We start from the raw sequence: 17,560 nt of genomic DNA on the forward strand, positions 1-17,560 counted from the left end.
CTGAGCGCCTGTCCGCCCATTTGTATCTTCCGCCGGCCGGAATATTCCGCAGTGAAACAAACCGATAGGATCGCCTCATGCGCCGTTCGAAAATCGTCTGTACTCTCGGCCCCGCGGTCGACTCCCACGACAAGCTCGTCGCCATGATCGAGGCGGGCATGAATGTGGCCCGGTTCAACTTCAGTCACGGCACCCACGCCGAGCACCAGGCGCGGTACGACCGCGTCCGGGCCGCCGCCAAGGAGACCGGGCGCGCCATCGGCGTCCTGGCCGACCTCCAGGGCCCGAAGATCCGGCTGGAGACCTTCGCCGAGGGTCCGGTGGAGCTGGAGCGCGGTGACGAGTTCGTCATCACGACCGAGGACGTGCCGGGCGACAAGCACATCTGCGGCACGACGTACAAGGGCCTGCCGGGCGACGTCTCGCGCGGTGACCAGATCCTGATCAACGACGGCAACGTCGAGCTGAAGGTCGTGGACGTCGAGGGTCCGCAGGTCAAGACGATCGTCATCGAGGGCGGTGTCGTCTCCGACCACAAGGGCATCAACCTGCCCGGCGCGGCCGTCAACGTGCCCGCGCTGTCCGAGAAGGACGTCGAGGACCTGCGCTTCGCGCTGCGCATGGGCTGCGACATGGTCGCGCTGTCCTTCGTCCGCGACGCCAAGGACGTGCAGGACGTCCACAAGGTGATGGACGAGGAGGGCCGCCGGGTCCCGGTGATCGCCAAGGTGGAGAAGCCGCAGGCGGTCGAGAACATGGAGGACGTCGTGATGGCGTTCGACGGTGTGATGGTCGCCCGTGGCGACCTCGCCGTCGAGTACCCGCTCGAGAAGGTCCCCATGGTGCAGAAGCGCCTGATCGAGCTGTGCCGGCGCAACGCCAAGCCGGTGATCGTCGCGACCCAGATGATGGAGTCGATGATCACCAACTCCCGGCCGACGCGCGCCGAGGCGTCCGACGTGGCCAACGCGATCCTGGACGGCGCGGACGCGGTCATGCTGTCGGCCGAGTCCAGCGTGGGCGCGTACCCGGTGGAGACCGTCAAGACGATGTCGAAGATCGTCAAGGCGGCCGAGGAGGAGCTGCTCTCCAAGGGCCTGCAGCCGCTGGTGCCGGGCAAGAAGCCGCGTACGCAGGGTGGTTCGGTGGCCCGCGCGGCGGCCGAGATCGCCGACTTCCTGGACGGCAAGGGCCTGATCGCCTTCACCAAGTCCGGTGACACCGCCCGCCGTCTGTCCCGCTACCGCGCGGCCCAGCCGATCCTGGCCTTCACCACGGACGAGGGCACCCGCAACCAGCTCACGCTGAGCTGGGGCGTGGAGTCGCACGTGGTGCCGTTCGTGAACACCACGGACGAGATGGTCGACATGGTCGACCAGGAGCTGGCCAAGCTGGGCCGCTTCAACAACGGCGACACGGTCGTCATCACCGCGGGTTCGCCCCCCGGGGTCCCCGGCACCACCAACATGGTCCGGGTGCACCACGTCGGCGGCGGCGACCGCAACTGACGTTCCCCGCGACATGACCGTGGCCCGGTCCCCCTCGGCTGGAGGGGGACCGGGCCACGGTGTTGTGCGGCTCCCGAACGGGCTCGTGGTGCGGCTCAGTCGGCGTACTGGTGGAGCTTGGGGATGGTCAGCGTGCCGCCGAACTGGGCGGCCTGCTGGACGGTGACGTCCGTGAAGTAGATCAGCGGGATGTTCAGCGGAGGCGGGCTGTCCGGGCTGAAGGTGATCGGGATCAGACCGAACAGCTTGCCCGAGATGCTCTCGGTGTACATGGTGGTGTCGCCACCGCGGATCGTGGACATCGTGCCCTTGCCGGCCTGGACGTGGTACGTCTTGCCGGACGCCTTGTCCTTCACCGTCTGGTGCAGGTCCCCGATGTCGGTGCCGTCGGAGATGACGTACTTCAGCACCTTCTTGACCTTGCCGCTCGCGGTCCGTACCTGGACGACGCCCTGGTAGTCGGCGCCCTTGAGCAGCAGCGAGCTGGCGTTGAGGTACCAGGGGTCGTCGGCGAGGAGCTGCTTGTTGTCGATGCCGCCGACGTCGTCCGTGGCCTTCTCGCAGTCCTCGGCGGCGTCGGAGGCGCTCGCGGAGGGGCTGGGGCTCGCGGAGGTGGAGGTGCTCGGCTCGGGGGTCTCCTCGGCCTTCTCACCGGCCTTCGCCGAGCTGTTGGCGGCGCCCGCCGCCGGGGTGTCGGCCGTCTTGTCCTCGTCGCCCTTGGTGGGGGCCGAGGAGGACGCGGAAGGCGCGGGCGTGCTGGAGGCGGACGGCGCGGGCCCGGTCGCGGAGGGCGTCGCAGTCGCGGACGGCGTACCGGCCTGCTTGCCACCGGTGAGGACGTCCCCGAGGGCGTCCCCGATCGTCCCGAGCAGCCCGCCGTCGGCACCCTTCGAACTCGCCGAGGGCGAGGGGGTGTCGGCGGGGGTGTCCTCGGCGGCCGGCGGCTGCGCGGAGGGCGCGGCCGCGGGCTTCGAGGCGGACGAGGAGGAACCGGTGGCGGGGGTACCGCCCTTGTCGTCGTCGCCGGAACCTGAATCCGGCGAGGACGCCTTGCCGTCACCCTCGCCGGCCTTGTCCCCGGCGGACGCCGAGGTGCTGGGCGTGGGCGAGCCGGTGGTCTCACCTGCGGAGGGCGAGGGGCTCGCGGAGGTGCCGTCCACCTTGCCGCCCAGCGCCTCGACACAGTCCTTGTAGTCGGCCGCCTTCTGGCTGTTGGAGGCCGGGGTGCCGCCGCCGCTGTCGGCGATGGCGAGCGTGGACGTGAAGCCCATGCCCATCAGTACCGCCGTCGGCATCGCCACGGAGGCGATGGCCTTCCCGGCCGGCATGTGGAGCCGGGTGAACAGCAGTTTCTTGGGGGCCGCGTGGCGGGGCCCGGTTCTCGCACGGGACCCGTCCACATCGGGCCCGTGGGTCACCTCGTCAGCCGGCACTGTGCCTCCCGTTCGCCTCGTTGGCCGGGCTTGTTCCTGACAGGTCCATCGGCGCGCTCACCGGCTCCTCGCCGCGCGGGGCCTGGACGCCGTACCGGCCGGACCCTTCCGCCTTCGCCGCCGGACCGGGCGACCAGGCGATGCCCATCGCGCCGCCCACCATGGAGAGGAGGAAGCCGATGACGAAACCGCCGAAGTTGGACACGGGGATGGACACCAGCGCGAGCAGGATCGCCGCGACGCCCGCGAACACCCGTACATGCTTCTGGAACCAGAGGCTGATGCCCAGCACGATGAGCAGCACGCCGATGATCAGCGAACCGGCTCCGGCGGTGGTGGCCATCGCCACCGTCAGATGACCGATCTGAAGATGGGCGTACGGGAAGTACATGATCGGAAAGCCGCCGAGCAAGACGAACAGACCGGCCCAGAAAGGCCGGGCGCCCCGCCAGGCGCGGAACTGCAGCCTCCGGCGGGTGAACTGGCCGGGTGCGGCGGCAGGAGTCTCGGCGCTCATGGAAAACAGCTCCCTGGTGCGGCATTGCTGTGGTGGAGATGTGGGCCGCGGGTGAAGCAGCGACCGGAGAGTGGACGGGCGGGGGAGCCTTCACTCCCCCGCCCATCAGGCAGTGCCTAGTAGCACTCGGCCTTGGTGCCCGTGGACAGGGCCATGTGCAGACCGTTGAGCTTGAAGGTTCCGGCGGTGGTGGCCCACGCCGTCTGCTTCACGTCGGTCAGCTCGGCCGAGGACGCCTCCTGGGCGAACCCGTAAGGGTTGACCTGCTTGTTGGCGATCTCGCCGCTCTTGATGCCAGGACCCTTCAGGTCCTTGCCCGCGACACCGATGTTGATGTCGTGGAACGTGGCGTCGGCGCCCAGGTCCTCGACGTCGATGTACAGGTTCTCGGCGGCGACCTGCTTGTTCGGGTCGCTGCTGTCGCCCGCCGTCAGCCGCAGCGTGACGGAGCCGATCCCCGGGATGCCGGGGGTGACGACCGACTGGCACATCTTGTTGATCTTGGCGTTGGAGAACGCCGAGACCGCCACCGGATGCGCCGTCTTCTCGCCGGTCAGGGTGTAACCCGAGTCGATCGCGCCGTACTGCGAGAAGCCGGTGCCGTTGAGCGACTTGGCGGTCACCTTGAACGACTGACCGGAGACGCTGAACGACGCGGCGAGAGCACCCTGCGCGAGGGCGACGCCTATCACGGCCGTAGCGGCGACGCTGGGCACCATGACCACAGCGAAGCGCTTCCATCTGGTCCCGCCACGCACCTGGGACTCCATATTTCCTCCTTCTCGGACGTACATCTCCTGTCCCGGAATCGCCCCATCGGGCGGCTCGGCCGGGCAGGGATGGGAGAAGTGCTACGTCCTCGGGAAGGGGAGCGCCCGCGCTCGACGGCACGAACCCGCGCCCGAACAACCGGCGTTCACCCCCGAGCGACAACCACTGGTCGCGCCTGACGCACATCACGCACAACCTTCGGGACAGGCTCCACCGGAAGGTGAAGACCCCCCTGTCCCAGAGCCGGCGCCACTGCCGCCGGCTCTGCTCGGTGGGGACCCAGAGTCTCCGCTTCCCGGCCGGCTGCCGGGGTGCGGAAATGGACCGAGCGTGGCCGATCGTGGTGCATTCTCGCCGCCCGCACAAGGGGCGCCGTTACCGGCTAGTAACGGCGCGATAACCGAACAACGACCCAGTGGTCTCGGAGCGCGACAGACCGTGCCATCAGTGGGCAGAGCAAAGCCGTTGATCCCCGGGCGAAGCCGGACAGATCAACGGCTGTGACTTACTCGCAGTAACAGCAGGCAGGTTTACCAAGTTTTGGTAAAGCGTGATCACTCATGCATCAGATCGGCCATCCGGCGAGCCCGTCATCACGCACCCCGCGCCCCGACGCGCCGTCAGAACAGCGCCCGTGCCAGGGCCCTGCGCGCGGCCACCACCCTCGGGTCGTCGGCGCCCACGACCTCGAAGAGCTCCAGCAGCCGGCGGCGCACCGCGTCCCGGTCGTCGCCGGCGGTACGGCTCACGGTGTCGGTGAGCCGGCCGAAGGCGTCCTCGACATGACCGCCCACCAGATCCAGGTCGGCGGCGGCGATCTGGGCCTCCGCGTCACCGGGCTTCTCGGCCGCGTCCTTGCGCACCCGCTGCGGGTCCATGTCCTGCACGCGCTGGAGCAACTCGGCCTGCGCGAGACCGAGTTTGGCCTCGGTGTTGGCCGGGTCGTCGGTCAGCACATTGCGGTACGCCTGGACGGCGCCGCCGAGGTCGCCCGCGTCCAGCGCCTCCACCGCGGCGGCCAGCAGGGCGTCGTACGGCCCCTCCGGCACCTCGGCGGCGGGGGCGGCACCCGCAGCGGCGTCCGGGTCGACGGTCAGACCGGTCAGGCCGAAGCGCTGCTCGGCGACCTGGATCAACTGGTCGAGGGTCTCCCGGATCTGCTGCTCGTCGGCCGCGCCCTGGAAGAGGGGCAGCGCCTGTCCCGCGACGACCGCGAAGACGGCGGGAATCCCCTGGACCCCGAACTGCTGCATCAGCATCTGGTTGGCGTCGACGTCGATCTTGGCGAGCAGGAAGCGCCCGTTGTACTCGACGGCCAGCCGCTCCAGCAGCGGGCTGAGCTGCTTGCAGGGCTGACACCATTCGGCCCAGAAGTCGATGACGACCGGGACTTCGGCGGAGCGCTGGAGGACTTCGCGCTCGAAGCCCGCCTCATCGACGTCGATGACGAGGTCGGCCGGCGACACCGCGCCCGCGCCGCCGTGGCGGGCGGCTTCGGCGCGCGCCTGCTCCGCCTTGGCCTTGGCCTCCTGGGCCGCCTTCACCGCGGCGAGGTCGACGACGCCGCTCATGGACATGTTCCGTGGCTGCATGCGTCTATCCTCCCCCGTTCCGGCGCATGAAGGAAAAAAACGATCGTGGTCGGCGATCGCGGTCGGCGCCGGGTCCCCACCCGCGCCAGTGGTCGTCGCCCGTGTACGTCCGTCACGAGCTTTCGCTACGAGTCGTAGCGTAATACCAGCACCCCACTGAGCGACACCGCTTTCCGGTGATCTCCCTCACGACATGTCGAGGTGCCCGGCTAGGGTCGTGTTCATGCAGACCCGCACCCCCGCCAGCCGTACCGGGCGCCCGCGCAGCGCCGCCGCGGATGCCGCGATCCTGGCCGCGACGCGGGAGGGGCTGGTGGAACTGGGCTGGTCCGGGCTCACCTTGTCGGACGTGGCCGCGCGGGCCGGGGTGGCGAAGACGACGCTCTACCGCCGCTGGTCGGGCAAGCACGAGCTGGTGGTGGACGCGGTGGCGGAGCTGTTCGACGAGCTGGTGCTGCCCGACCGGGGCTCGCTGGCGGCCGACATCGAGGGCGTGGTGCTCCAGTTCGCGGCGATCCTCGACCGCCCGGAGGCCAAGTGCGGACTGATGGGCGTGGTCGCGGAGTCGACGCGCGACGACGCGCTGCGCGAGCGGGTGCGCACCTCGATCGTGGAGCGGCAGAAGCGGCTGGTGCTGGCCGGGCGGGCGCGGGCCCAGGAGCGGGGCGAACTCCCGGCGGAGGCCGACCCGGAGGAGTCCGCGCGCATGGTCGACCTGATCTTCGACATGGCGGCGGGCGCGGTGGTGCACCGCACCCTGGTCAGCGGCAAACCGGCGGACGAGGAGTGGGCGCGGGGCTTCACCCACATCCTCCTGCTGGGCCTCACCACCCCGGCCCCGAACCTCACCCCGCCGGGTGAACCGGTGAGTTGACGCGGCCCGGCGTTTTCCCGACGAGCCCTAGAACCCGGCCGGCTCGGTGTACACCCCCCACTCGTCGCGCAGCACCCCGCAGATCTCGCCGAGGGTGGCCTCCGCGCGTACCGCCTCCAGCATCGGCTCGATCATGTTGGCGCCGGAGCGGGCAGCGCCCAGCATGGCGTCCAGCGCCTTGCGCACGGCCGTGTCGTCGCGGGCGGCCTTGCGGTCGGCCAGGACGCGGACCTGCTCGCGCTCGACCTCGTGGCTGACCCGGAGGATCTCCAGGTCGCCGGTGACGGAACCGGTGGCGACGTTGACGCCGACGACCCGCTTCTCCCCCTTCTCCAGCGACTGCTGGTAGCGGAAGGCGGACTCGGCGATCTCGCCGGTGAACCAGCCGTCCTCGATGCCGCGCAGGATGCCGGAGGTGATGGGGCCGATGGGGTGCTGCCCGTCGGGGTGGGCCCTGAGGCCCCGCTCCCTGATCTGCTCGAAGATCTTCTCGGCGTCCGCCTCGATGCGGTCGGTGAGCTGCTCGATGTACCAGGAACCGCCCAGCGGGTCCGCGACGTTGGCGACGCCGGTCTCCTCCATCAGCACCTGCTGCGTGCGCAGCGCGATCTCCGCCGCCTGCTCGCTGGGCAGGGCGAGGGTCTCGTCCAGGGCGTTGGTGTGCAGCGAGTTGGTGCCGCCGAGCACGGCCGCGAGCGCCTCCACGGCGGTGCGGACGACGTTGTTGTACGGCTGCTGCGCCGTCAGCGAGACCCCGGCGGTCTGGGTGTGGAAGCGGAGCCACTGCGCCTTGTCGGTCTTCGCCCCGTACACCTCCCGCATCCAGCGGGCCCAGATGCGGCGGGCGGCGCGGAACTTGGCGATCTCCTCGAAGAAGTCCACATGGGCGTCGAAGAAGAAGCTGAGGCCGGGCGCGAAGACGTCCACGTCGAGGCCGCGGGAGAGGCCCAGCTCGACGTACCCGAAGCCGTCCGCGAGGGTGTACGCCAGCTCCTGCGCGGCCGTGGCCCCGGCCTCGCGGATGTGGTAACCGGAGACGGAGAGCGGCTTGTACGCGGGGATGCCGGCCGCGCAGTGCTCCATCAGGTCGCCGATGAGGCGCAGGTGCGGCTCGGGCTGGAAGAGCCACTCCTTCTGGGCGATGTACTCCTTGAAGATGTCGGTCTGGAGCGTGCCGTTCAGCACCGCCGGGTCGACGCCCTGGCGCTCGGCGGCGACCAGGTACATGCAGAAGACGGGGACGGCGGGGCCGCTGATCGTCATCGAGGTGGTGACGTCGCCGAGCGGGATGTCCCCGAACAGGACCTCCATGTCGGCGGCCGAGTCGATGGCCACCCCACAGTGGCCGACCTCGCCCAGCGCGCGCGGGTCGTCGGAGTCGCGGCCCATCAGGGTCGGCATGTCGAACGCCACGGACAGGCCGCCGCCGCCCGCCGCGAGGATCATCTTGTACCGCTCGTTGGTCTGCTCCGCGTTACCGAACCCGGCGAACTGGCGGATGGTCCAGGTCCGTCCCCGGTACCCGGTCGCGTGCAGCCCCCGCGTGAACGGGTACTCCCCCGGCCACCCGATCCGCTCGAACCCCTCGTACACGTCCCCGTCCCGGGGCCCGTACACCGGCTCGACCGCATCCCCGGACAACGTGGTGAAATCCGCGTCGCGCTTTCGCGCGCGGTCATACCGGTCCTGCCACCGTCGGCGGCCTTCTTCGATCGCGTGAGCGTCCATACCATCGAATTTACTTGGACGTCCTAGTAAATGTCGATGGGAAACCGCCGTACGGGTGCGTACGGCGGTTCCGGTTACGCCTTGACGACCGTCGGGGACGGCTGCGCGACCTTGGCCTCCAGCTCGTGGCTGATCTTCCGCTCGACGAAGAAGGCGGCGGTCGGGATGGTGCCCGCGATCAGTACCCAGAGCTGCTTGCCGACCGGCCACTTCGCCTTGGAGCCCAGGTCGAAGGCGAAGACCAGGTAGACCACGTACAGCCACCCGTGGGCGATGCCGATGATCCGGGTGAAGTCGCCGGCGCCGTCCAGGTGGAGCAGGTACTTGGCGATCACGCCCAGGGTCAGCAGGACCAGCAGCACACCGGTGACGTAGGACATCACCCGGTAGCGGGTCAGCACGCTCTTCTTCATGGGTAAGAGCGTAACCACGCGTTCCGGGAGATCTTGCCCCAGGGTGGCTCCCGTAGGGACCAGCAGGTCAGGCGTCCTCGAAGTCCCCGGCCGCCACCCGCAGGGGCCGCAGCAGGGTGAAGATGTCGCCGCAGCTCTCCGCGTCGTAGGCGCCGAGGCCGAAGTCCATGGCCATCAGGTCGCGGGTGGCGGCGTCGACGACCTCGCGGCCCTTGTCGGTGATGACGGCGAGGGTGCCGCGGCCGTCCTTGGGGTTGGGGCGTTTGGCGACCAGGCCGGTCCTGACCAGGCGGTCGACGGTGTTGGTGACCGAGGTGGGGTGGACCATCAGCCGTTCGCCGATCTTGGACATGGGCAGCTCCCCCTCCTTGGAGAAGGTGAGCAGCACCAGCGCCTCGTAGCGCGCGAAGGTCAGCCCGTACGGTTTGACCACGGCGTCGACCTCGGCCAGCAGGATCTGCTGGGCCCGCATGATCGAGGTGATCGCGGCCATCGAGGGCACGCTTCCCCAGCGCTGCTTCCAGAGCTCGTCCGCACGGGCGATGGGGTCGAAGGGGAGACTGAGAGGCTTGGGCACGTCATCAGACCCTACCGGCCGGTCATATCGCGGGCAGCCCTGTCTCGGCTTTCGGTCACCCGGCACGCCAGGGCGAGCGCCGCACAGCACACCGTGCCCGCCACCCCGGCGGCCACCACGGCCGCCCGCACGCCCATGACCTCGGCCACCACCCCCGCCAGCGCCATGCCGACCCCCTGGATCGTCATCAGCCCGGCGCTCAGCAGCGTCATCGCCCGCCCCCGCAGTTCCTCCGGCACCGCCCGCACGAACCACTGGTCGAGCCCGAGGGTGTACGCCGAGCACGCACCGGCGAGCACCAGGAGCAGCAGCGACGGCCAGAGTCCGGGGGCGAGGGCGTAACCGAGGTACGGCACCACGGCGAGGCAGAGCAGCGGCAGCACGATCCGCTCACGCGTCGCCTGCCCGAGCCGCGCCCCCGCGAACAGCTCACCGGCGATCGTGCCGACGGGCAGCGCGCACATCAGCAGCCCGAGCCCGGCGGAGCCCGAACCGAGCGTGTGGGAGTAGGGGGCGGCGAGCGCCTCGGGGAAGACGCAGAACATCGCGGGCACCCAGAACACGAGCAGCAGCACCAGCACCCGCCGGTTGCCCAGGAGTGCGCGGGTCCCGCCGCCCCCCTGCGCCCGCTCCGGCCGCCTCCGGGCCGGCCGGCGCCGGGTGCCGAAGCGCAGCAGCGTGGCCGAGGCGAGGAAAGTGCCGACCGTGATCAGCAGCGCGTGCCGGGGGCTGACGACGGTCAGCAGCAACCCACCGGTCCCGTACCCGACGAGCAGCGCGCTCTGCGAGACGATCCGGATCAGGGACCGCCCGAGCACGAAGGCGTCCCCGTCCCCGAGGACGTCCGCGAGCGTCGCCATCCGGGTACCGGAGAACACCGGCGAGACGACGGCGACCGCGCAGCGCAGCACCAGCAGCACCGCGACGCCCGTCCCCGGCACCACCATCGCCGCCACGCACGCGGCGCACACCAGATCGCAGACCACCAGCACCCGCCGGGCCGGGAAACGGTCGGCGACCGGGGCGAGCAGGGCGCCGCCGAGGGCGTAGGGAAGGAAGCCGACCGCGAAGGCGAGCGCGCTCATCAGGGGCGACGCGGTGAGGTCGTAGACCAGGACGGACAGCGCGATCTCGCTGACGACCGTCCCGAGCAGCGACAGCACATGGGCGGCGAAGAGGGCGCGGAACTCGGGGACGGCGAGGACGTGGCGGTATCCGGTACGGGGAGCCACGGGGGCCGTGGGCGGTGCGGACATGCCGGGCAGCCTGCCGGGGGCCGTGCCGGGCGACGTAGAGTTTCGGCTCCAGCCGAATGTCAGGGGGAGCAGCCGTGGCCTCGCACCTGCACTTCGGTGAGGACGACTTCCTGAACTGCCGGTTCGCCGTCTCCCCGCTGTGGGAGACGCAGGACGCGGTGCGCACGCTGCGGCGCCCGGACCGCCAGGGCTACCACGTGCCGTGGCTGCGCCGCATCCGTACGGCGGCGGCCGGTCTCGACCTCGCGCCGCTGTGGCTGCTGATGCCCCGCCGGGGCCACTCCCCGGACTGGCTCGGGGCGCCGCCGATCGGCCCGGCGGCCACCTTCGAGGAGGAGATCGCGGCGGTACGGGCGGCCGATCCGGAGGCGGCCCGCGAGGACACCGCCCGCTCACTGGCCTGCACTCCGGGCGCGCTCACCTCGGAGCAGGGCCGGACCTGGCTGGCGAACCCGGTGCGGATGGTGCGGGAGCTGGCGGACGCCCTGGAACTGGCCTGGCGGGTGCTGGTGGAACCGGAGTGGCCCCGGCTGCGGGCGCTGCTGGAGGCGGACGTGGCCTTCCACTCGCGCCGCCTGGCCGAGGTCGGGCTCGGCACCCTGCTGCCCGAGCTGGACCCCCGGCTGAGCTGGGACGGCCGCACACTGACCCTGCCGGGTGGGGTGTACGAGCGCCGGCTCGGCGGGCGGGGGCTGGTGCTGATGCCGAGCGTGTTCTGCTGGCCGGACGTGGTCACCGGCTTCGACCCGCCGTGGCAGCCCACCCTCGTCTATCCGGCGCGCGGTGTCGGCGGTCTGTGGGCCGAGCCGGGCACCCGGACCCCGGAGGCGCTGGTGCGCCTGCTGGGCCGCAACCGCGCGGCCGTGCTGGCGGCGCTGGACGACCCGGCGTCCACCACCGCCCTGGCCCACCGCCTCGGCCTCGCCGCGTCCTCGGTCTCGTCCCACCTGTCCGTCCTGCGAGAGAGCGGCCTGCTGACGGCCCGCCGGTACGGGCACCAAGTGCTCTACGAACGAACGCCGTTGGGGATGGCGCTGGCCTCAGGGGGCTGACGGAAGGCTGTCCAGCAGCCGGGGCGTGCCGGTGACGGCGAGCGGGGTGCGGACGCAACGCCGGGCGGCGGGGGCTCCGCGCGAGGGGGTCTTGAACAGCGCGGCCGAGGCCACGGCCAGGAGCAGCAGCGGGCACAGGAAGGCGCCCGCCGCCGAGAGCGGGCCCAGTCCGGCGAACGGTTCCAGGCCGAGGCCGAGCAGACAGCAGAGCAGGACCAGCGCGCGGACGGCCAGCTCGGTGAGCCAGGTGCGCCGGGCCCGCTCGGGGGTGATGCCGTGCTCCAGCCAGAGCCGCAGCCGGTCCACCGACCAGGCGGCGGCCCAGCCCGCGAGCGGCCGCACCAGCAGCCGGTCCGCGAGGGCGCCGGGCGCGCCCCCACGGTGCCGGTGGTCGTAGCGGACGCGGAGGCGTACGCCGTGCGCGTCGGGCAGGTAGCGCCAGTGGCAGGTGGTCTCGGCGAACGGGCAGAGCGGGTGCGAGGCGGCGAATCGGTGGGCGGCGGCGCGGGTGCCGTCGGGGCGCTCGGGTTCGGCGGCGGTGACCCCGGTACCGAGGACGGTGAGGAAGGGGAGCACGCGGGTGGCGTAGCGGAACGGCACGGCGGCCTCGCCGGGCGGCCCCGGCAGGTGGTGGAGCCGGGTGAAGCGCGCGTCCCAGCGCTGGCGCCGGGCGGGGTCCTGGGTGCGCGCCCACAGCTCGTCAAGATCGGCGCGGATATGCGTCTCGATGACGAGACCCATGGCGTTCTCCCAGGTCGGAGTGGTTTCTGAGCGACGCTCAAAGATCCGGGAGGGAAGGTACACCGGCCGCGCGCGACCGCTCAACCGCCGGGCACACCCGCACCCCGGACCCAACGGGGCCGGGGTGCGGGCGAGTTGCGGGGCGGCTAGGCGCCCAGGTGCCGTTCCACGGTCTCGACCTTGGAGGTGAGGCCGTCGGTGACGCCGGGGCGGATGTCGGCCTTGAGGACCAGGGAGACGCGCGGCGCGCGGGCCTCGACGGCGGCGACGGCGCGCTTGACGACGTCCATGACCTCGTCCCACTCGCCCTCGACGGAGGTGAACATGGCGTCGGTGCGGTTGGGCAGCCCGGACTCGCGGACCACGCGGACGGCGTCGGCGACGTACTCCCCCACGTCCTCGCCGACGCCCAGGGGCGTCACGGAGAAGGCGACGATCATGCGTTCACGATTCCTTCCTCGCGGGCGCGGGCCGCGATGACGGCGTTCTCGGACTCCCGGCGCAGCTTGCGCTCGGCGAAGAAGCCGCCGGTGGGCAGGACCGAGAGGACGAAGTAGAGGGCGGCGGTGCCGAAGCTCCACTTGGTGCGGTTCCAGGCGTCCAGCCAGAAGATCACGTACAGGACGAAGAGCACGCCGTGGATCGCGCCCATCACGGGGACCGCGTTGAAGTCCGTGGTCCGCTTCAGCACCGAGCACAGCAGCAGGACGAGGAAGGACACGGCCTCCGGCGCCGAGACCAGGCGGAGGCGGCGGATGGCGGATGCGGTCTTGAGGTCCACGGGTCACCTTCGGGGGAACTTGGGCGGGGGTGCTGGGGTGCGGGGTCCGGCCGGTGGAGGGGCCGGGCCGTGATCCGCTTTGTGAACGGAAGCACAAGCGTCCCCCCATTGTGGCAAACGACGCCCCTAGGGGCGTGCTCAGGGTCGCTCTCCACCCGTGGGCCCTGTTCTCTCCACCCGGCCGGCGGCTACTTTCGCGGTGTGGCGATGTTCCGACTGCAGGGAAGCAAGGTCCTCGCCGTCGACGTGACCGGGGACGCCGTGAAGGCGAAGAACGGCTCGATGGTCGCGTACGACGGGCAGATGGCCTTCAAGAAGCTGAGCGGCGGCGGTGAGGGGCTGCGCGGGATGGTGACGCGGCGCATCACCGGCGAGCAGATGACGGTGATGGAGGTGAGAGGACAGGGGACCTGCTGGTTCGCCGACCGGGCGTCCGAGATCAATCTCGTCGCCCTGCGCGGCGACACGCTGTACGTGGAGTCGAGCAACCTGCTGGCGACCGACGCGGGGCTGCGCACGGGCACCACCTTCACCGGGCTGCGCGGTGCCTCGCAGGGCAACGGGCTGTTCACCACGACCGTGGAGGGCACCGGCCAGGCCGCGATCCTGTCCGACGGCCCGGCGGTGGTGCTCCGGGTCAGCCCGCAGTACCCGCTGACCGTCGACCCGGGCGCCTACATCGCGCACCAGGGGAATGTGCGGCAGTCCTTCCAGTCCGGCGTCACCTTCCGCACCCTGATGGGCGAGGGCGGCGGGGAGGCGTTCCAGATCCGCTTCGAGGGCGACGGGCTGGTCTATGTGCAGCCCAGCGAGCGGAACACGATCGCGGGGGATCTGTGAGATGAGCTTCCGGGAGATCAACTCCAAGATGGTCGAGGCCCGGGTGGCGCCGGGGCAGCGGCTGTTCAGCCAGCGCGGGGCGATGCTGGCGTACACCGGCGAGGTGTCCTTCACCCCGAACATGCAGAGCGGCCAGGGCGGGGTGATGTCGATGCTCGGGCGCCGGGTCGCCGGGGAGGCGGCTCCGCTGATGACGGTGGAAGGCAGCGGCACGGTCCTGTTCGGGCACGGCGGCCATCACGTCCATGTCATCACCCTCACCGGCGACACCCTGTACGTGGAGGCGGACCGGCTGCTCGCCTTCGAGGGCTCGCTCCGGCAGGGCACGATGTTCCTCGGCTCGCAGGGCGGGGTGATGGGGCTGGTGCGCGGCCAGGCGACCGGGCAGGGCCTGTTCACCACCACCCTCCAGGGCCATGGCGCGGTCGCGGTGATGGCGCACGGCGGGATCTTCGAGTTGCCGATCACCCCGCAGCGCCCGGTCCACGTGGACCCCCAGGCGTACGTCGCCCATCACGGCGAGGTGCGCAACAAGCTGTCCACCGCGCTGGGCTGGCGCGACATGGTGGGGCGCGGCTCCGGCGAGGCGTTCCAACTGGAGCTGAGCGGCAACGGCACGGTGTACGTCCAGGCGTCGGAGGAGAAGCTGTGAGTGGTTACGCGAGCGCGGGCGGGCCGGTGGTCTTCGACCCGGTGACGCTCCCCGCCGACGACAACGTGAACCCGTACACCTTCTGCGTGGAGCTCAAGGGGAGCCAGTGGTTCCTGCAGAAGGGGAAGATGATCGCCTACTACGGGTCGATCGACTTCAACGGCATCGGGCACGGCCGCCTGGACCGGTTGGTGCGTACTTCCTTCCATTCGCCACTGCACGCGAGCGACTGGGTGGTGGCGGAGGGCTCGGGCAAGATGCTCCTCGCGGACCGGGCCTTCGATGTGAATTCGTACGACCTGGATCAGGGGAACCTGACCGTTCGCGCGGGCAACTTGATCGCTTTTCAGCCAAGCTTGGCACTCAAACAGTCGATCGTGCCGGGCTTTCTGACCCTCATCGGAACCGGAAAGTTCGTCGCCGCTTCCAACGGGCCGGTGGTCTTCATGGAACCGCCGATCCGGGCGGACCCGCAGGCGCTGGTCGGCTGGGCCGACTGCCCCTCCCCCTGCCACCATTACGACCACTCCTACCTCACCGGCGTGATGGGCGGCCTACGTGCGATGACAGGGATCGGCGGGGCTTCCGGCGAGGAGCACCAGTTCGAGTTCACGGGCGCGGGGACGGTGCTGCTCCAGTCCAGCGAGACCCTGATGCCCGAGCGGTCCACGGGTGCTGTTCCGCCCGAGCAAGGGGTACCCGGAGGGGGCGCAGCCGGGCCGATGGGGCCCGGAACGGGGGCTTCCGGGGTACCGCGCCTTCCCGGACAGCTGGGAGACCTCCAGCGTCGCTTCGGGCTGTGAGCGGTAGTCTGCGGAGTGTGACGTCGAACGCGTGCGCACAGTCACATCACCCAGAGTAGTTCGCCATTCAACTTCTTAGGTAGACTTCATTCATGGAGACCGAGACGGCCACGCACTGGCTGACCGATGCGGAGCAGTGCGCCTGGCGCACCCACCTGGAGGTCAACAGGCTGTTGACGTACCAGCTAGAAAAGGATCTACAGCCGTTCGGCCTGACGATGAACGACTACGAGATCCTCGTCAATCTGTCCGAGTCGGAAGACATGCGGATGCGGATGAGCGACCTGGCGGGCGCGACCATGCAGTCCAAGAGCCGCCTCTCGCATCAGATCACGCGCATGGAGAACGCGGACCTGGTCCGCCGGGAGAACTGCGAGTCGGACCGGCGCGGCCTCTTCGCCGTTCTGACCGAGCACGGGCTGGAGACGATGCGGAAGGTGGCCCCGCACCACGTGGCCTCCGTCCGCCGCCACTTCATCGACCTCCTCTCCCCCGACGCCCTCCAGGACCTGGACAAGTCCCTCAAGCCCATCGCAGAACACCTCAGAGACCAACGCGGCCGCCCGTAGCCCGGTCGGCTCCACGGGTACTTAGCGGTTCCGCGCCCGCCGAGCGGCAACCCCGCGCCGGGCGCAGCCCGAGCCTGCGCCTCGGCCACCCCTGAGGCCGGACGCCCCGCCCACCCGACGCACCGCACAGGCGCGAGGGAGGGTGGGGCGCTCTGCTGTCCGGGGTCGCGGAGAGGCATCCGCGGCTCACACCCGCGCGGGCTCCCTCTGCCGCCCGCTCACCAGGGCCACCCCGGCCGACGCCAGCGCGGTGGCTCCCGTCAGGGCGAAGCACAGGGGCAGGGAGAGGTGGGCGAGGAGGGCGCCGGTGGTCAGGCCGCCGGCCGAACTGCCCGCGTTGACCGCCATGTTCACCCAGGCGCCGGCACGGGTGCGGTCGCTCGCGGGGGCCGACTCGTCCGCCAGCAGGTAGGCCGTGGTGAGCGCCGGGGCGATGAAGGCACCCGCACAGGTCATGGCCACCGTGAGCGTCAGCACGCCGGGCGCCAGTCCCGCCACCGCGATCGTCAGACCGAGGGCCACCGCGAAGCCGGTGAGACGGGACCGGGCGGGTCCGCGCCAGTCGATCGCCCCGTTGGCCAGCCCGCCCAGCGCGCTGCCCACCGAGAGGGCGCCCAGCACCCAGGGGACGAGGTCGGTGTCGCCGGAGTCTCCGCCGACATGGGCCAGCACCAGCAGCTCCACCCCGCTGATGGCGAGCCCCGTCCCGGCCGCCACCGCGACCGGCGCCAAGAGCCCCCGGACGCCGCCCCGACGGCCACCGCCCTCGGTCCGGGGCCGGGGCCTCGTCATCGCCGGGGAGGTGACGAAGGCAGCGGTCCCCCCGACCATGAGCAGCGCCCCGAGCAGCAACCCGGAGGCCGGGACGGTCCAGGCGACAAGAACGCCCACCAGAGCGGGACCGGACACGAACAGCAGCTCCTCGGCGACCCCGTCGAGGCTGTAAGCCCGCCGCAGCAGATCCCGGTCGGCGAGGAGTTCGGACCACACCGCGCGCATGCTCGGCCCCAGCGGCGGAGCACAGGCGCCCGCGAGAACGGCGGCGCCTCCGATCAGTGGCACCGGTGCGCCGGGCCGCCAGGTGAGGGCCGCGAGCGCGCAGAGCAGGCTCCCGTGGGCGACGGCCAGCGGCAGCAGGGCGCGCCGGGCGCCGTGCCGGTCCACCAGGGAGGCGCGCGTCGGGGTCAGGAAGACCACGGCGGCGCCGTACAGGGAAAGCACGGCGCCGGAGGCCGTGTACGAGCCCGTCGCCCGCTGGGTGGCGAGCAGCAGGGACAGCGGGACCGCCCCGTAGGACAGGCGGCCCACCAGGGCGGTGGTGAAGGTGCGGCGGGCGTGCGGGACGCGGAGGACGGCGGCGTAGGACGGCGCGGCGGGGCGCGCGGAAGCGGGCGCGGACATGCGCGGGGTTCCTCACGGGAGGCGGGACGAGGGCACCGGTGCGCCACACGGG

19 protein-coding genes are annotated in these 17,560 nt (G+C 71.1%); 7 read left to right on the plus strand and 12 right to left on the minus strand.

The features are described 5' to 3' along the window. The first annotated feature begins 77 nt into the window (after window positions 1–77). A complete protein-coding gene (pyk, locus tag OG448_RS09345; RefSeq protein ID WP_405552707.1) occupies window positions 78–1,508 on the plus strand; it encodes a pyruvate kinase in 1,431 nt (476 codons plus the stop codon). 95 nt (window positions 1,509–1,603) lie between these two features. On the opposite strand, the gene OG448_RS09350 is transcribed toward pyk, so the two are convergent. The 4 genes from OG448_RS09350 to OG448_RS09365 form a co-directional block, all read right to left on the minus strand. Beyond that, window positions 1,604–2,941: a hypothetical protein gene (locus OG448_RS09350; RefSeq protein ID WP_405552708.1), complete on the minus strand. Its 1,338-nt coding sequence runs from the start codon at window positions 2,939–2,941 to the stop codon at window positions 1,604–1,606. Continuing rightward, entirely contained in the window at window positions 2,931–3,458 is a 528-nt protein-coding gene (locus OG448_RS09355) for a DUF6114 domain-containing protein (protein ID WP_405552709.1), read from the minus strand. The genes OG448_RS09350 and OG448_RS09355 overlap by 11 nt, the downstream gene beginning before the upstream one ends. Before the next feature lie 116 nt (window positions 3,459–3,574). After that, window positions 3,575–4,228: a DUF6230 family protein gene (locus OG448_RS09360; protein WP_405552711.1), complete on the minus strand. Its 654-nt coding sequence runs from the start codon at window positions 4,226–4,228 to the stop codon at window positions 3,575–3,577. A gap of 621 nt (window positions 4,229–4,849) precedes the next feature. Further along, on the minus strand, window positions 4,850–5,821 hold the full coding sequence (locus OG448_RS09365) for a tetratricopeptide repeat protein (protein WP_405552713.1): 972 nt from the start codon (window positions 5,819–5,821) through the stop codon (window positions 4,850–4,852). Window positions 5,822–6,044: 223 nt separating this feature from the next. Here OG448_RS09365 and OG448_RS09370 point away from each other — a divergent pair, with 223 nt between their 5' ends. After that, window positions 6,045–6,695 (plus strand): TetR/AcrR family transcriptional regulator, encoded by a 651-nt coding sequence (locus OG448_RS09370; RefSeq protein WP_405552715.1) that lies wholly within the window; start codon window positions 6,045–6,047, stop codon window positions 6,693–6,695. Between the two features lie 27 nt (window positions 6,696–6,722). Here OG448_RS09370 and OG448_RS09375 read toward each other — a convergent pair whose 3' ends face one another. The 4 genes from OG448_RS09375 to OG448_RS09390 all read right to left on the minus strand — a co-directional run bounded on the left by OG448_RS09375 (window position 6,723) and on the right by OG448_RS09390 (window position 10,669). Then, window positions 6,723–8,423, minus strand: coding sequence for a methylmalonyl-CoA mutase (locus OG448_RS09375; protein WP_405552717.1), 1,701 nt, complete (start codon window positions 8,421–8,423; stop codon window positions 6,723–6,725). A gap of 74 nt (window positions 8,424–8,497) precedes the next feature. Beyond that, complete coding sequence (locus OG448_RS09380) at window positions 8,498–8,836, minus strand: DUF3817 domain-containing protein (protein WP_350899181.1); 339 nt, start codon at window positions 8,834–8,836, stop codon at window positions 8,498–8,500. 67 nt (window positions 8,837–8,903) lie between these two features. Continuing rightward, window positions 8,904–9,413 (minus strand): MarR family winged helix-turn-helix transcriptional regulator, encoded by a 510-nt coding sequence (locus OG448_RS09385; RefSeq protein ID WP_130332410.1) that lies wholly within the window; start codon window positions 9,411–9,413, stop codon window positions 8,904–8,906. 11 nt (window positions 9,414–9,424) lie between these two features. Continuing rightward, a complete protein-coding gene (locus OG448_RS09390; protein WP_405552720.1) occupies window positions 9,425–10,669 on the minus strand; it encodes an MFS transporter in 1,245 nt (414 codons plus the stop codon). Window positions 10,670–10,743: 74 nt separating this feature from the next. Between OG448_RS09390 and OG448_RS09395 the strand changes: the two genes are divergently transcribed. After that, a complete protein-coding gene (locus OG448_RS09395; RefSeq protein WP_405552722.1) occupies window positions 10,744–11,721 on the plus strand; it encodes a DUF5937 family protein in 978 nt (325 codons plus the stop codon). On the opposite strand, the gene OG448_RS09400 is transcribed toward OG448_RS09395, so the two are convergent. The 3 genes from OG448_RS09400 to OG448_RS09410 all read right to left on the minus strand — a co-directional run bounded on the left by OG448_RS09400 (window position 11,710) and on the right by OG448_RS09410 (window position 13,243). Continuing rightward, window positions 11,710–12,462 carry a hypothetical protein gene (locus tag OG448_RS09400; RefSeq protein WP_405552723.1) on the minus strand — a complete coding sequence of 251 codons (753 nt, stop codon included), beginning with the start codon at window positions 12,460–12,462 and terminating at the stop codon, window positions 11,710–11,712. The genes OG448_RS09395 and OG448_RS09400 overlap by 12 nt on opposite strands. Window positions 12,463–12,608: 146 nt before the next feature. Beyond that, on the minus strand, window positions 12,609–12,902 hold the full coding sequence (locus tag OG448_RS09405; protein WP_093798987.1) for an MTH1187 family thiamine-binding protein: 294 nt from the start codon (window positions 12,900–12,902) through the stop codon (window positions 12,609–12,611). Beyond that, entirely contained in the window at window positions 12,899–13,243 is a 345-nt protein-coding gene (locus OG448_RS09410; protein WP_405552725.1) for a DUF3817 domain-containing protein, read from the minus strand. The genes OG448_RS09405 and OG448_RS09410 overlap by 4 nt, the downstream gene beginning before the upstream one ends. Window positions 13,244–13,450: 207 nt before the next feature. On the opposite strand from OG448_RS09410, the gene OG448_RS09415 reads away from it, so the two are divergent. The 4 genes from OG448_RS09415 (at window position 13,451) to OG448_RS09430 (ending at window position 16,107) form a co-directional block, all read left to right on the plus strand. After that, window positions 13,451–14,083 carry an AIM24 family protein gene (locus OG448_RS09415; protein ID WP_030816024.1) on the plus strand — a complete coding sequence of 211 codons (633 nt, stop codon included), beginning with the start codon at window positions 13,451–13,453 and terminating at the stop codon, window positions 14,081–14,083. 1 nt (window position 14,084) lies between these two features. After that, window positions 14,085–14,735 (plus strand): AIM24 family protein, encoded by a 651-nt coding sequence (locus OG448_RS09420; protein WP_405552727.1) that lies wholly within the window; start codon window positions 14,085–14,087, stop codon window positions 14,733–14,735. Beyond that, window positions 14,732–15,538 (plus strand): AIM24 family protein, encoded by an 807-nt coding sequence (locus tag OG448_RS09425; RefSeq protein ID WP_405552729.1) that lies wholly within the window; start codon window positions 14,732–14,734, stop codon window positions 15,536–15,538. The genes OG448_RS09420 and OG448_RS09425 overlap by 4 nt, the downstream gene beginning before the upstream one ends. Before the next feature lie 92 nt (window positions 15,539–15,630). Beyond that, window positions 15,631–16,107 carry a MarR family winged helix-turn-helix transcriptional regulator gene (locus OG448_RS09430; protein ID WP_086695678.1) on the plus strand — a complete coding sequence of 159 codons (477 nt, stop codon included), beginning with the start codon at window positions 15,631–15,633 and terminating at the stop codon, window positions 16,105–16,107. A gap of 186 nt (window positions 16,108–16,293) precedes the next feature. Here the strand turns inward: OG448_RS09430 and OG448_RS09435 are convergent, their stop codons facing one another. After that, a complete protein-coding gene (locus OG448_RS09435; protein ID WP_405552731.1) occupies window positions 16,294–17,508 on the minus strand; it encodes an MFS transporter in 1,215 nt (404 codons plus the stop codon). Window positions 17,509–17,560: the final 52 nt, after the last annotated feature.

This window comes from Streptomyces sp. NBC_01171 (assembly GCF_045039805.1).
Lineage (GTDB): Bacteria > Actinomycetota > Actinomycetes > Streptomycetales > Streptomycetaceae > Streptomyces.